This window comes from Polaromonas sp. P4_H1 (assembly GCF_056400945.1).
The window spans coordinates 1-13,478 of the sequence record NZ_JBFUKG010000012.1 but is presented as its reverse complement, the minus strand read 5'-3'; the positions used below and the strand labels follow the sequence as shown (position 1 = coordinate 13,478).

Here is a 13,478-nt window from a genome sequence, read left to right as displayed (position 1 = left end):
GCGCCGACATGCACCCCGACCGCTTTGAAGCCACCTACCTGATCGAGACCCCGCTAGCGCCCGCCCGGGTTGCCGAGGTGATGGCCGGCGAGCAGTCCTGCGGCACCTTCACCCGCGTCGAGGGCGAAACCGATGCGCTGCGCCTGCGCGCCCGCGCGACGGTGGAGTCGATTGAAGAACTTGCATCGGTGACCGCGCCCAGCCTGCCCAATGCCCTGCTCGAACGCCAGGGCCATACCCCGCCCCATGGCGGCCCGTGGCGCCGTGCCCGCGTGCGTATCTCTTTTCCGGTGGCCAATGTCGGCGCCAACCTGCCCACGCTGGCCGCCACCGTGTCCGGCAACCTGTACGACCTCGGCGAGGCGAGTGGTCTACGGCTGGAGAGCATGAAGCTGCCCGCCGCCTACCGAGCGCAATTCGACAGGCCCCGGGTCGGCATCGCCGGCACGCGTAAAGCCACTGGCGTGGCCAGCGGCGCGCTGGTGGGCACCATCCTCAAACCCAACGTCGGTTTTTCCGCCGCACAAACGGCCGAGCTGGTCGGCCGGCTGTGCGCCGCGGGCGTCGACTTCATCAAGGACGACGAGGTTTGCGCCGACCCGCTGCACGCCCCGCTGGCCCAGCGCGTCCCGGCCGTGATGGCCGTGGTGCGCGCGCACCAGCAGCGCACCGGCAAACATGTGATGGTAGCCTTCAACATCACCGACGAAACCGATGCGATGAAGCGCCACGCCGACCTGGTCGAGCGCGAAGGCGGCTCCTGCGTCATGGCCAGCCTCAACTGGTGCGGCCATTCGACCATGCAGACGCTGCGCCGCCACACCGGGCTGGCGCTGCACGGTCACCGCAACGGCTACGGCGCGCTGTCGCGGCATCCGCTGCTGGGCATGTCGTTTCAGGCCTACCAGACGCTGTGGCGCCTGGCCGGCGTGGACCACATGCATGTGCACGGCCTGCAGGGCAAGTTCTCGCAGCCCGATGCAGAAGTGATCGAATCGGCGCACGACTGCTACACGCCACTCACGGATGATGCCGAGGGTGACTATGATTTTGACGATCGCGTCATGCCGGCCTTCTCGTCGGGCCAGTGGGCCGGCACAGTGCCGGCAACCTGGGCCGCCGTGAAAAGCGACGACCTGCTCTTCATGTCAGGCGGCGGCATCCTGGCGCACCCTGGCGGGCCGGCGGCCGGTGTCGCCAGCATCCGTCAGGCCTGGGCCGCCGCACGCCAGGGTGTGGCGCTGGCCGAGTTCGCGCGCGAGGCGCCCGAGCTAGCCGCCGCGCTCGCCTTCTTCGGCAAATAAGCATGCAGGCGAGCAATACAGACAGCACAGACAGCACCCTGAAGATCGCCTACTACGGCGATGACTTCACCGGCGCCACCGACACGCTCGCCACCGCGGCGCGCGCCGGCCTGCGCACGCTGCTGTTCCTGGGCCTGCCCACCGCGGCGCAGCTCGAACGCGCCGGCCCGCTCGACTGCCTGGGCATTGCCGGCGCCGCACGCGCCATGACCCCCGCCGAAATGCAGGTGGAACTCGAGCCGGTGGGCCGCCTGTTTGCGGCGCTCGGGGCGCCCGTCATGCATTACAAAACCTGCTCCACCTTTGACAGCGCGCCGCATATCGGCAGCATAGGCGCAGCCATCCGCATCCTGCGGCCGCATGCCGGCAACGCGCTGGTGCCCATCGTCGGCGGCCAGCCCAACCTGCGCCGCTACTGCGTGTTCGGCAACCTGTTTGCGGGCACGGGCAAAGACGGCGCCATCAGCCGGCTGGACCGTCACCCGACGATGCGCCAGCACCCCATCACGCCCATGCACGAAGCCGACCTGCGGCTGCACCTGGCGCAGCAGGGCCTTGAAAACGTGAGCGCCATCGCCTACCCCGACTATGAGCAGGCCGATGAAGCGCTGGACCGGCAGCTTGACGCCCTCCTCGCCCAAGGCCCCGACGCCGTGCTGTTTGACATCGCCCATGCAGACAACCTCGCCGCAGTGGGCCGCCTGATCTGGCAACACGCTCAGCGCCGACGCCTGCTCGCCGCCGGACCCAGCAGCGTGGTGCAGGCCCTCGCCGCGCATTGGCAAACCGGAGCCCACCCCGCCCGGACGGCCATTGCGCCGGCGCAGGGCCCGGTGCTGGTGCTGGCCGGCAGCCTGTCGCCGCTGACGGCGCGCCAGGTCAAGGCCGCCACGTCCTACGAACACATTGCGCTCGATGCGGCCCGGCTGGCAGGCGATGAAAACTACCGGATGCAGATGGCCCGCCAGATCGCCACGCGGCTGGACCAGGGCGCCCATGTGCTGGCCTGCACCTCGGGCGAAGACGGTGCCACCGTGAGCACTGGCACCGGCGGCACCAACCCCACCGACGGGCGCGCGCTGGCCCAGGCCTGCGGCGACTTGCTGGCGCGCGTGCTGGCCACCCGGCCGATCAGGCGCCTGGGCATTGCCGGGGGTGACACCTCCAGCCATGCCGTGCAGGCCCTCCAGGCCTGGGGGCTGTCTTACCGCGCACCCCTCGCGCCCGGCGTGGCGCTGTGCCGGCTGCACAGCGAGCAAGCGTCCCTCGACGGGCTGGAGATCATGCTCAAGGGCGGGCAGATGGGCAGCGACACGCTGTTTGAAGAACTGCTGGCCGGCACGCCCTTGCCGGTTTAAAAGCGCTGATGAAGCGCGCTTAAAAAGGCGGCGACTCTGCCTCGGCCGCAGCCAGCGCTGGGACCAATGCCGGGGCCAGTGCCGCAGGCGCGTCAGCCCCCATCACCAACTCGCCGCCCAGCGCCTCCAGCAAATCGGGAATCAGCCGACGGATTTCCCCGGTAGCAATCGCGGCGTCGGCATCAAAGCGGTCGGCCTTGCTGGCAGCGGCATCGTCTTCAAACACGCCATCGACAAACGCCAGCTTCTTGATCTGCAGCGTATCGGTCAGCATGAACGACACCCGCCCTTCCCAGGTCATGGCCAGCCGCGTGGGCAGCTTGCCGTGGTTGATGTGCTGCTGCACTTCCTCGATGTCGAGCGCGTGCCGTGAATAGCGCACCACCGCTTTTGACTCGTCGCCGGCCTTGAGCTCGCATTCGCGGTCCACACTGAAACCGGCCGGCGGCTCCTGGCTGACCAGCCACTCCGACATGGCGGCCACCGGCGAGGCGGTGGTCTGCAGCAGCATGGCGCCCAGGCCGTCCATCGATTTGGCCAGGCAGGTCAGCACCTCGTCGGCCTTGCCCTGGCTGGCCGCGTCAATCATCAGCAGGCGCGCCTGGGGGTCTATCCACACCTGCACCGAGCCTTGCTTGGTGAAGGCCATCGGCAGCAGGTCCAGCTTGAGCTCTTCCTTGAGGTCCCGGGTTTCCTTCTTGCCGGGCTTGCGGCCGGTGGCGGCTTCAATCTGCGCCGCCCGCTCCTTGACCTTGCGGTTGATGACCGAGGCCGGCACGGCCTTGCTTTCCAGCATCAGCTTGAGCAGCCACTGGCCGCCCACCGACTCGACCAGCGGGCCGTTTGCCTCACCCCGCGGCTCCACCCAGCCGACGGATTTTTCCTGCGTCAGGCCGCACTCGACAAAGCGCATGGCCTGCAGGTTCGCTTCGAGTTGCTCCAGGGAAACCGACCACGCGGGCCCGATGCGGTACACCATCACGTTTTTGAACACGAGAAACCTTTTTGACTGTTGATTTGATTTGAAAAGGGAAGGACACGGAGTCTAGAAGACGGGCGCCCCGCGCAGCGCAGGCCAACACGGTGGCGCTGCAAAAAAATGCGCTGCCCGGCCGGCACTCACTATGCTTTTAATAGCAGCTTGGCCGCGTAATACTTGGGCTACCAATGATTTTTATCCAGGATACCGACTGGAAGCGGTCAACCAACTGTAACAAATCAGGGAGGGGCGGTCCCACCGCCGGCGCGCCGCCACCACATCACGCGGCCTTCATCGAACTTTACAAACCATCACCCGCGGGCAATGGCGCGTATACAAGCGCCGGCCACACTTGCTTTCAACCTGAAGCGCATTCATTCCTGTATCAGGCTTTTTTCTTCTTGAAAGGAAGTTTTTATGAAATCCGTTCATCGTCCCTTTTCCTTCTCCCTCAAAGCCTCGGTGCACAGCTTCATCGTCGCCGGCCTACTGGCAACCGCCGGCGCCAGCGTGATGGCGCAAGGCGCGCCCATGGCACCGCCGGCCGGCCCTGCAGCCGCGGGCCAGCCGCCCGCGCCCCGCGGCGAGCACATGGGCCGCCACGACCCGGCCAAAATGCAGGCCTGGATCGCCAAACGCCAGGCCGAACTGAAGAGTCAGCTCAAGCTCACGCCGGCCCAGGAAGGCGCGTGGACCGCGTACACCGCCGCCATGCAACCCCCCGTCCATGGAGCACGCCCGACACCCGAACAGCGCGCCGAGTTTGACAAGCTGACCACGCCCGAGCGCATCGACAAAATGCGCGCCCAGCGCAGCCAGCGCATGAGCGAGATGGCCGCCGCGATGGACAAGCGAGACGCAGCCACCAAAACCTTCTATGCCGCGCTGACGCCCGAGCAGCAAAAAACCTTTGATGCCGAGTACAAGAAACGCGGCCCTCACGGCGGTCATCGCGGCCACCATGAAGGCGGCCCGCGCAAGGGCTGAGGGCTAAGACGCCAGGCTCTCAGCCGGGCCACGGCCTGCACCGGACGCTCCCTGACAGGGCAGCGCCGGTGCAGGCCTTTTTCATGCGGGCGGCGAACCCTCGTGACTGCCTTCTTTTCAACAGCGCCCAACCCCGACACCTGGAAGATTCAGGCCGGTTTTGGCCCTGATTTCCGGCCGGCCAGACATAGGCCAAAAGCCGCGTAGGACGCCGCCCAAAGCCCCTCCGCACGCGCCGCAGCCTGACTAAACTGGCCGGATGACCGATATCCGCAAAGGCCAGGCGCCAGCCGTTTTGTCGCGCAGCGTGTTTCATGAGCGCTTCATGCAGTCGTTCATGGACCCGGCCTTCCGGGCCGAGGATTCCGCCATTTCCCGCGTGGAGCAGATTGCCTGGGAGGCCTACCAGCAAGGCCGCAAGGCACCGCTGACCCGCAAGGCCGGTCCGGGTTATGCCGACCCCGACTACGACCTGTCCGTCGAATGGCTGGAGACCAGAAGCCGCCTTGAAAAAGCCCAGGCCGCATGGCAGGACCCCGCGACCCGCTCACGCGTGCTGCTCATCTGCGGCTCCGCACGCAACGACGGCACCTGCCCCGGGGAAATCTCCAAGACTTTCCGCATGGTGCAATGGGCGCAAGAAACCCTGCAGCAGGCCCAGCTGGACACCGATGTGCTCGACCTCAGCCTGCTCACCTCCAGCTACCACCTGCATATTCATCCGTGCAAGGGCTGCGTCTCCACGGCCATGCCGCTGTGCCACTGGCCCTGCAGCTGCTACCCCAACCATTCGCTCGGGCAAACCGGCGACTGGATGGCTGACATCTATGAGCGCTGGACGGCGGCGCATGCCGTCATCATCGTGACGCCGGTCTACTGGTACCAGTCGCCCAGCCCGCTCAAGCTCATGATGGATCGCCTGGTCTGCGCCGACGGCGGCAACCCGGACCCCACGAGCACCCACGGCAAAAAGCCGGCCGAAGCCAAGGAGCTGGAACTCAAAGGCTGGGACTACCCAAAGCACCTGGCTGGCCGCGCCTATGGCCTGGTGGTGCATGGCGACGTGGCCGGCATTGAAGGCGTGCGGCGCGGCCTGTCGGACTGGCTCGACTGGATGGGCCTGATCGACGCCGGCAGCCAGGCACGGCTGGATCGCTATGTGGGTTACTACGAGCCCTACGCGACCAGCCACGCGACGCTGGATGCGGACCAGGCCATGCAGGCCGAGGTGCGCAATGTGGCCGGCGCCGTCGCCAACGCCGTGAAGGCCCTGCGCGCCGGTACGCTGTCCCAGCCAGACAAGGGCTTGGCGCGTCCGCGTCCCAAATAACAGGCAACAAGCCTGAAGCAGGCCACGCACAGCGAGGGCCCGCCGGCATCATCCCCTGCCGGCTTACCAAGGCCCTCTATGGGGCCGGGTGAACCGATTGGTCTAGCCCGGTGCAACGCCCTTGAGGTTATCCGTCGGCGGCGCCTTTTCCTTGCGCGCAGCCCGCTTGGCGTCCCTGGTGGCCTTTTTATCAGCCTTGGCCGCCGCGCGTTCCTCCGCGCTCTTCGGCGTGCCGCCGGTCGGCGCAGGGCTCACGATGTCGTCCTGGCTCTTGGTCGCGGCGGCTGTGGGAGCCTTTTTCCCAGGCTTGGCTGCGTCGCGTTCCTCCGCGGTCTTCGGCGTGCCGCCGGCCGGCGAAATGCCGGTCTGGGCGTGCGCCGCGGCGCCGAACATCAGCGCGGCCGTCATCGCCGCGGCCAACGGGATGGATTTCATGGAAAACTTCTTGATCTTGAGCATGTGGATTCCTTTGACGGACCGGGTACGCCGTACCTGGCTCGAGGCTGGTTGATAAAAAAACACGCCCACCACCGTCCACGACGGCAGGCGCTCTTGTCACTTTAGGGGTGCGGCGCAGGATGCCTATCGGAAAGGCGCACCGCACCCTGTAGGACGGAGTCCCTCCTGCGGCTGTGGCGCTGCATCACCTGGCATCAGCGCGCGGACCCGGGGATGGCGGGGATTGTCTTCACCCGACGGGCAGCGCATTTTCCGGCCCCGGGCGCCGCCCTTTGGGCCAGAATAGCGAGAAGGTTCCACCGCCGTGTCACCAGGCTGGACAACGCAAAAAGGGAATCAGGCCATGAACCGGAAACAGGCGAGCGAAAGGCCAGCAAAAAAGCGAAAGGCGAGATGAGCTACCCTTACCTGTTCCAGATGATCGACAAGGCGGCGTTTCTGCCTGGTTGGGGTGCTTGCAAAGGCTGATTTCCGCCAAATAAGTTGCTGTCCTACACTTTCATTCATCCCCCGGCCGCAACAATGACTAGGGACGATCCAGGCTCTTCTTTTTTTCTTTTTTTACCTGAGGCGTCTCTCCCCTTTTTATGCAGTCTCCCGTCCGCCCGCCCCCTCCCTCCGCATCGCGCCGCGCGCCTGGCACGGTGTCGCAGGTCGCACCGGAGCTACTACCCGAGGCCGCCACCTCCATCGACATGGCGGCGGTAGAGGCCGACACCCAGACCGCGATGGCGGCCGCCAGCGCCGAGTCGTCATTTCTGTTCAAGGTGCTCACGGTCAACATCCACAAGGGCTTCACCTTCTTCAACCGCAAGTTCATCCTGCCCGAACTGCGCGAGGCGGTACGAACGGTGGGGGCCGATGTGGTGTTCCTGCAGGAGGTCACCGGCAACCACCTCAAGCATGCGGACAAGTTCGACAACTATCCCGACACGCCGCACTACGAGTTCCTGGCCGACACGATATGGCCGCAGTTCGCCTATGGGCGCAACGCGGTCTACACCAACGGCCACCATGGCAACGCCGTGTTGTCCAAATTCCCGATCGTGCGCTTCGAAAACCGCGATGTCTCCATCAGCGGCCCGGAGCGGCGCGGCCTGCTGCATTGCGAACTGAAGGTCCCCGGCCGCAGCGTGAATGTGCATGCCATCTGCGTGCACCTCGGCTTGATGGAGACCCACCGCGTCCAGCAAATGGAAATGCTGTGCGACCTTGTGCGCAAGGACATTCCGGCCCACGCCCCCGTGGTCGTCGCGGGCGACTTCAACGACTGGCGGCTGCGGGCGCACACCGTGCTCGAAACCGGCGCCGACCTGCATGAGGTGTTCGTTCAGGCCAACGGCCAGGCCGCAAGAACCTTCCCCGCGCGTTTGCCCCTGCTGCGGCTGGACCGCATTTATGTGCGCAACGCCATCGGCCATGCGCCGGTCGTCCTGCCCAGCCGGCCCTGGTCGCACCTGTCGGATCACGCGCCCCTGGCGGCGGAGATTGAATTGTAGATATATGGCCCCCACGCTTGTCACTCCGTGTACTGCGCTGCCCCCCGAGGGGGCGCTGCGCCTGCGGCCCGGCAAAGCCGGTTCCGCGGCCCCTGCTGGAATAGACTTGGCTCCCGCGCTTGTCGCTTCGTGTGCCTTCGGCGTTGCGCTGCCCCCCGCGGAGGCTGAACTTGCTCGGGGCGGCCCTTCGCTGCATTCGGCCCCTACGCTTGTCACTCCGTGTACTGCGCTGCCCCCCGAGGGGGCGCTGCGCCTGCGGCCCGGCAAAGCCGGTTCCGCGGCCCCTGCTGGAATAGTCTTGGCACCTGCGGGAGGCTTATGAGCCCCTGGATCAGCGGCAACCAGTTCCGCCTGCTTGAAAACGGCGAAGAGTATTTCCCGCGCGTCTTTGCCTGCATTGCCGCCGCCGAGCGCGAGGTCGTGCTGGAAACCTTCATCCTGTTTGACGACAAGGTCGGCCGGGCGCTGCATGCCGCCCTGCTGCAGGCGGCCACGCGCGGCGTGCAGATTGACATCACCGTTGACGGCTATGGCTCACCCGACCTGTCGCACGAATTCATTTCTGCACTGACCGAGGCGGGTGTCCGGGTTCATGTGTTCGACCCCGGCCCCAGGCTCTGGGGCTGGCGTACCAACCTGTTTCGCCGCATGCACCGCAAGATCGTGGTGGTCGATGGCCAGCGGGCCTTTGTGGGCGGCCTCAATTACTCGGCCGATCACCTGGCTGATTTCGGCCCCGCGGCCAAGCAGGACTATGCGGTCGAAATTGAAGGCCCCATCGTCGCCTTCATTCACGCCTTTGTGCACCGGGCACTGGCGGCCGGCCAGCGCAATGCGCAGGACAGTCTGGCCGGCCGGCTGCGTGAGCGCCTGTCCAGCCGCGCCCATTCGCTGGCCCGAAGCTGGGGGCTCGCCCCGCCAGGCCAGGCCGCGGCCGCTCCCGCCGGTGAAGGGGCGGCCATCTTCGTGACACGCGACAACCGCGAACACACCAACGACATCGAGCGCCACTACCGCATTGCCATCCGCGTGGCCCGCCAGCGCATCGTGATTGCCAATGCCTACTTCTTCCCCGGCTACCGCCTGCTCAAGGAGATGCGCAAGGCGGCACGGCGCGGTGTCGACGTGCGGCTCATCCTGCAGGGCGCGCCCGACATGCCCTTCGTCAAAACCGCCGCCAGCATGCTCTACCACCACCTGCTGGAAGCCGGCGTGCGCATTTACGAGTATTGCGAGCGGCCGCTGCACGGCAAGGTCGCCGTGGCCGACGATGAATGGGCCACCGTGGGCTCCAGCAACCTTGACCCGCTGAGCCTCTCGCTGAACCTGGAGGCCAACGTGATCATCCGCGACCGCGCCTTCAACCAGCACCTGAGCGCACGGCTGGACCACCTGATGCAACACAGCTGCAAGCAGATCGGCCCCGGGGACCTGGAGGAGTCGAGCGGCTGGCGCACCGTGCGCAGCTTTTTCCTGTTCCACCTGCTGCGCCGTTACCCGGCCTGGGCAGGCTGGCTGCCCGCGCATGCGCCGCGCATCACGCCAGCCCTGGCACCCGCCGAGCCCAAGGCCAATACCGGCACAGGCACTGGCACCAGCACCGCACAGGCAGACGCCGTCAGCCGGGCGGACCCGACCATTTTGTGAGCAGTAAATGACCAACAGCCGCCCCGCAGTCCCGGCCTCGCGGCGCGAGGGCAGGCATAAAGTCACCAGCAAAGCCTGGTGGCCGTGGTTCAAGCGCGGCGCCAGCGTGGTGTTCTTTGTGCTGGTGGCCGGCCTGCTGATCTCCCAGGCCCGCCATATCAAGTGGGACCAGGTGCTCACCTCGCTGCAGCGCTATCCGCTCAGCGCCGCCTGGGGCGCCGTGCTGCTCGCCCTGACGAGCTACACGCTCTACAGCACATTCGACCTGCTCGGGCGGCATTACACCGACCACAACTTGCGCGCCCGTACCGTGATGGCGATCACCTTCATCAGCTATGCCTTCAACCTCAACCTCGGCTCGCTGGTGGGCGGCGTCGCCTTCCGTTTTCGGCTGTATTCACGCCTGGGCCTGCCCACCGGCATCATCACGCGCATCATGTCGATAAGCATGCTCACCAACTGGATGGGCTATCTGCTGCTGAGCGGCCTGGTGTTCAGCCTGCGCCCCCCCGCCGTGCCCGCCGACTGGGGCATAAGCACGGACCACCTGCGTCTGATCGGTTTCGGTTTGCTGGCCGGCGCCGCAGCCTACCTCGGCGTTTGCGCTTTTTCCCGCCCGCGCGTGCTGTGGGTGCGCGGCCACGGAATTGACCTGCCCTCAGTCAGGCTGGCCACCCTGCAATTGCTCATGGGCGCCACCAACTGGCTGGTGATGTCGGGCATTATTTTCATCCTGCTGCAGCACCGCATCGATTTTTCCGCCGTGGTCAGCGTGTTGCTGCTGGCCGCCATCGCCGGCGTGATCACGCACATACCGGGCAACCTGGGAGTGCTGGAGGCGGTCTTCGTGGCCCTGCTGTCACACCAGATGGCCCAGCATGAATTGCTGGCGGCACTGGTGGCGTACCGGCTTATTTACTACCTGATACCGCTGGGCATCGCGGCGGTGGCCTATCTCGTGATCGAAACCCGAGCCAAAAAGGCCGGCAGCAGCGCCAAAGAAGCCACTTAGCACCGCTTCATGCTGCTCTCATGCCGCTCACTCCTGGCGCCGCTCAGGCTGGCCGGCACCCCAAAAACCCTCTTCCGCCTTTTTAGAAGCTGTTAGGCGTCGTTATGCATCTTTAAAGACAGAAAAAATCCAATGCCGGTGTCTTTCGGGCCACCGGTGATCCTGACTCTCGATTTCCTCTTCGGCCCCCACGCATCGCCCGCGGTTCCGGGACAAGGAAATCGGGCGGCCCATCGAGGTGACTGCCAGCGCGATGGCTCAGGGGCCTACGAATGAATGTGTTCTCCACCGCTTTCTTGCCAACGTTGCTGGATTTGCAAGGCATCTGCATCGGAATGCGCTTTCACACCAAGCAGAATGCCGCCTGCACGGAGTCCGACTTCGTACTGCTCGACGCGCGAGTCCGGAATGCCCCAATTCTTGAGTATTCCCATGAGGCCGATCGCTACACCAGTCGCTGCGGAAGCTATCAGTGCTATGGCGAAGGGCCCGGCAACTATCCCGAAGCCAGGAATCAGTAACACGCCCACAGCTGCAACTACCGGCACAAGCGTGCCCACCGTCCCACCCACCGGACCACCCCACGTGTTGTTCGCTGGGTTGTTGATATCTGCTACAGCGGCCTTCTCTTCCAGATCAGTCGTATCTGGATAATCTGTGGTCGGGTTGTGGGCGGGAAAGTATCGTTGGCGAACTTCGTCGGACATGACCACATTGACATCGCTCTTGTCGTAGCCCAGGTCGACAACGGACTGGAAAGCGAACTCCGCGCTGTCCTTGTCCTTGAACAAGCCAGTGACCATGGTCATCGCATTCTCCTTGTCGCAGTCAGAGCAGGGAACAACCTTGCTTTTGATTTTGAACCTACTGGCGCCAAGCAGATATACTGTATATTAATACAGTAGTTACACGGCAAAAAACCCGCCATCTGGCCGATGCCGCCAAATACCGCGCGTCCTGCACGTCGAGCGGCACGGTCAGGCACCAGTCCATGGGCGGCACCTGGTGAAAAAGAAAGGAGCAGCCATGGGCGTGATGAATGACCTGCTGACGAACGACCTCTTTCCCCAAGCCCGGCGGCCGGTCACGCTGCAGGGGCCGGCAGATCTGGAAGGGTTTCGCCGCGCCGCCCGCAGCTTGCTGGCCCAGCAGATGCGGCCCGAACAGGTCCGCTGGCACAGTTGCGGCCCGGCCATGCAGAACCCGTTTGCCGCAACCGGCGAGGCCCGCGCCGGCGCACTGCCCCCGGCTTTGGACCAAGCCCCGGCCATCAGCGTGCCGCCCGGCTTCTTCTCGCTGTGCCAGAGTGTCATCCTGCACCGCGACCCCGACCGTTTCGACCTGCTCTACCGCCTCCTGTGGCGCCTGGTGCATGAGCCCGGGCTGCGGCACGACCCGCTGGATGCCGACATGGCGAAGGCGCAGCTGCTCGCCCAGGCGGTGCACCGCGACATCCATAGGATGAAAGCTTTTGTGCGCTTTCGCACCGTACAGGACGACACCTTCAAAACCCGGCCAGAAGGCGGGCCGCTGCATGTGGCCTGGTTCGAACCCGAACACCACATCGTGCAGGCCGTCGCGCCTTTCTTTGCCCGGCGCTTCGCGCAAATGCGCTGGGCCCTCCTGACGCCCGAGTGCAGCGTGGAGTGGGATTACGCAGGCCCCCGCGCCCGGCACGCAGGAGCCTCGCCGCTCCCCGGCAGCGCGTCGGGGCAACTGCGCTTTGGCCCGGGCGCCAACAAAGAGGACGTACCTCCGCCCGACGCCGGCGAGCAGCGCTGGCTCACGTACTACCAGCACATCTTCAACCCCGCACGCCTGAAGCGCAGGACGATGCCCAAGGAAATACCGCGGGAAATGCCGCGCAAATACCGGCGCAACCGGCCCGAGGCCGAACTGATCCACACACTGGCAGCGGGCGCGTACGCGCGCAGCGCCAACGCGGTGATGCCGCGGACCGACCTGGCGCTGGCCCAACACAAATTGCGACTGTATTGACTGTATTAATGGCTGGAAACGATTGACTTTGTTGGGCTGTCATTTCACCGGCATGCCAGACCCGGGCGCGGGCAATACCGTATCGCGCCCATCCCGGTAACCGGGCGGCTGCGCCGGACGCACCGACGAATCACGCGGATCGGGCGGCGCGACAGGGTCAGAGGCCGGCGCCGTGCTGCGCCGGGCCGGGTTGCGGTTCAGCGGGTTTCTCAGCGGTACTGTCTGATCTGCGGTGGGAGGTCGGGGCTTGCCGTTTTGCAGGTCAGGATCTGCCGGCCTGGCCGTCTCCGGCGAAGACATGGGAGTCGGCGAAACAGACGGCGTCTGTGCAAACGCCCATGGCCCGGCAAAGCCCCCGAGGGCAAGCATGAGGGCGGTGGTCAGGACATGATGGGGTTGCATGATCAATCTCCTGCGTTGCAAGTCACTTTACGCCCCCTCTGGGCGGCGCGCCAGTGATGGCCATCATGGTTGCGTAATGTCAGGTGCGGTGGCGGGAGTTTGCTTTGATGGGAGCTTGTTTTTGATGATGGTGCTGAGGTCTTCTTGAGGCTGCTGGCCGGGTCTCGCCCCGGCGGGCGACTTACTTTCTCTTGCGTCGCCAAGAGAAAAGTAAGCAAAGAGAAGGCGACCCTGCTGTCTGCGTCCCTTCGCTGCGCTACGGGCAGCCTGCGGTGCTTATATGGACGCCTTCCGTGAGGCAAGTGCTGATTGGAAGTTCTGGCCGGGCGGATTGACTGCTTGCTTATATCCGGCCTTTTCGTTGCAAAGCGGCTTTCAGAACCCTCGCCTTGCTGGCCCCTATGGTGATTCGCGAAGTCGGGGCTTATCTCGGTAAAGGACTTCGCCCCAGGCGTGTCCAAGCACCGCACCAGCTTTACCRACCCACGGTCCGACCGCTTTGC

Annotated in this window: 12 protein-coding genes; 8 read left to right on the top strand and 4 right to left on the bottom strand. The window is 65.3% G+C overall.

The window, feature by feature from the left end; genetic code table 11:
- Positions 1-8 precede the first annotated feature (8 nt).
- Together AC1DS5_RS16095 and AC1DS5_RS16090 are read left to right on the top strand one after the other, a co-directional pair.
- The gene (locus AC1DS5_RS16095; protein ID WP_477719253.1) at positions 9-1,304 is read left to right on the top strand and encodes a ribulose-bisphosphate carboxylase large subunit family protein; all 1,296 of its coding nucleotides are present in this window, start codon (positions 9-11) and stop codon (positions 1,302-1,304) included.
- Between the two features lie 2 nt (positions 1,305-1,306).
- Positions 1,307-2,662, top strand: a complete 1,356-nt coding sequence (locus AC1DS5_RS16090) for a four-carbon acid sugar kinase family protein (RefSeq protein ID WP_477719252.1) — start codon at positions 1,307-1,309, stop codon at positions 2,660-2,662.
- 19 nt (positions 2,663-2,681) lie between these two features.
- Here AC1DS5_RS16090 and AC1DS5_RS16085 read toward each other — a convergent pair whose 3' ends face one another.
- Positions 2,682-3,656 carry a recombination-associated protein RdgC gene (locus AC1DS5_RS16085; RefSeq protein ID WP_477719251.1) on the bottom strand — a complete coding sequence of 325 codons (975 nt, stop codon included), beginning with the start codon at positions 3,654-3,656 and terminating at the stop codon, positions 2,682-2,684.
- A gap of 402 nt (positions 3,657-4,058) precedes the next feature.
- Between AC1DS5_RS16085 and AC1DS5_RS16080 the strand changes: the two genes are divergently transcribed.
- Together AC1DS5_RS16080 and AC1DS5_RS16075 are read left to right on the top strand one after the other, a co-directional pair.
- On the top strand, positions 4,059-4,628 hold the full coding sequence (locus tag AC1DS5_RS16080) for a Spy/CpxP family protein refolding chaperone (RefSeq protein WP_477719250.1): 570 nt from the start codon (positions 4,059-4,061) through the stop codon (positions 4,626-4,628).
- 259 nt (positions 4,629-4,887) lie between these two features.
- Positions 4,888-5,958, top strand: a complete 1,071-nt coding sequence (locus AC1DS5_RS16075) for a flavodoxin family protein (RefSeq protein WP_477719249.1) — start codon at positions 4,888-4,890, stop codon at positions 5,956-5,958.
- A gap of 102 nt (positions 5,959-6,060) precedes the next feature.
- On the opposite strand, the gene AC1DS5_RS16070 is transcribed toward AC1DS5_RS16075, so the two are convergent.
- The gene (locus AC1DS5_RS16070) at positions 6,061-6,417 is read right to left on the bottom strand and encodes a hypothetical protein (protein WP_477719248.1); all 357 of its coding nucleotides are present in this window, start codon (positions 6,415-6,417) and stop codon (positions 6,061-6,063) included.
- Between the two features lie 728 nt (positions 6,418-7,145).
- Between AC1DS5_RS16070 and AC1DS5_RS16065 the strand changes: the two genes are divergently transcribed.
- From AC1DS5_RS16065 to AC1DS5_RS16055, 3 genes are all read left to right on the top strand, one after another.
- Entirely contained in the window at positions 7,146-7,916 is a 771-nt protein-coding gene (locus tag AC1DS5_RS16065; RefSeq protein ID WP_477719408.1) for an endonuclease/exonuclease/phosphatase family protein, read from the top strand.
- 318 nt (positions 7,917-8,234) lie between these two features.
- Positions 8,235-9,563, top strand: coding sequence for a cardiolipin synthase ClsB (gene clsB / locus AC1DS5_RS16060; protein WP_477719247.1), 1,329 nt, complete (start codon positions 8,235-8,237; stop codon positions 9,561-9,563).
- Positions 9,564-9,570: 7 nt separating this feature from the next.
- A complete protein-coding gene (locus AC1DS5_RS16055; RefSeq protein WP_477719246.1) occupies positions 9,571-10,575 on the top strand; it encodes a lysylphosphatidylglycerol synthase domain-containing protein in 1,005 nt (334 codons plus the stop codon).
- Positions 10,576-10,841: 266 nt separating this feature from the next.
- Here the strand turns inward: AC1DS5_RS16055 and AC1DS5_RS16050 are convergent, their stop codons facing one another.
- The gene (locus AC1DS5_RS16050) at positions 10,842-11,384 is read right to left on the bottom strand and encodes a hypothetical protein (RefSeq protein WP_477719245.1); all 543 of its coding nucleotides are present in this window, start codon (positions 11,382-11,384) and stop codon (positions 10,842-10,844) included.
- A 196-nt stretch (positions 11,385-11,580) separates the two neighbouring features.
- Between AC1DS5_RS16050 and AC1DS5_RS16045 the strand changes: the two genes are divergently transcribed.
- The gene (locus AC1DS5_RS16045; protein WP_477719244.1) at positions 11,581-12,573 is read left to right on the top strand and encodes a TIGR03915 family putative DNA repair protein; all 993 of its coding nucleotides are present in this window, start codon (positions 11,581-11,583) and stop codon (positions 12,571-12,573) included.
- A gap of 39 nt (positions 12,574-12,612) precedes the next feature.
- Here the strand turns inward: AC1DS5_RS16045 and AC1DS5_RS16040 are convergent, their stop codons facing one another.
- On the bottom strand, positions 12,613-12,975 hold the full coding sequence (locus tag AC1DS5_RS16040; RefSeq protein WP_477719243.1) for a hypothetical protein: 363 nt from the start codon (positions 12,973-12,975) through the stop codon (positions 12,613-12,615).
- Between the last annotated feature and the right edge of the window lie 503 nt (positions 12,976-13,478).

What these genes read in the sequence shown, in the direction of transcription:
- AC1DS5_RS16095 (WP_477719253.1), top strand. Translation starts at nt 9, where the DNA reads ATGCACCCCGACCGCTTTGAAGCCACCTACCTGATCGAGACCCCGCTA.
- AC1DS5_RS16090 (WP_477719252.1), top strand. Translation starts at nt 1,307, where the DNA reads ATGCAGGCGAGCAATACAGACAGCACAGACAGCACCCTGAAGATCGCC.
- AC1DS5_RS16080 (WP_477719250.1), top strand. Translation starts at nt 4,059, where the DNA reads ATGAAATCCGTTCATCGTCCCTTTTCCTTCTCCCTCAAAGCCTCGGTG.
- AC1DS5_RS16075 (WP_477719249.1), top strand. Translation starts at nt 4,888, where the DNA reads ATGACCGATATCCGCAAAGGCCAGGCGCCAGCCGTTTTGTCGCGCAGC.
- AC1DS5_RS16070 (WP_477719248.1), bottom strand. Translation starts at nt 6,417, where the DNA reads ATGCTCAAGATCAAGAAGTTTTCCATGAAATCCATCCCGTTGGCCGCG.
- AC1DS5_RS16065 (WP_477719408.1), top strand. Translation starts at nt 7,146, where the DNA reads ATGGCGGCCGCCAGCGCCGAGTCGTCATTTCTGTTCAAGGTGCTCACG.
- clsB (WP_477719247.1), top strand. Translation starts at nt 8,235, where the DNA reads ATGAGCCCCTGGATCAGCGGCAACCAGTTCCGCCTGCTTGAAAACGGC.
- AC1DS5_RS16055 (WP_477719246.1), top strand. Translation starts at nt 9,571, where the DNA reads ATGACCAACAGCCGCCCCGCAGTCCCGGCCTCGCGGCGCGAGGGCAGG.
- AC1DS5_RS16050 (WP_477719245.1), bottom strand. Translation starts at nt 11,384, where the DNA reads ATGACCATGGTCACTGGCTTGTTCAAGGACAAGGACAGCGCGGAGTTC.
- AC1DS5_RS16040 (WP_477719243.1), bottom strand. Translation starts at nt 12,975, where the DNA reads ATGCAACCCCATCATGTCCTGACCACCGCCCTCATGCTTGCCCTCGGG.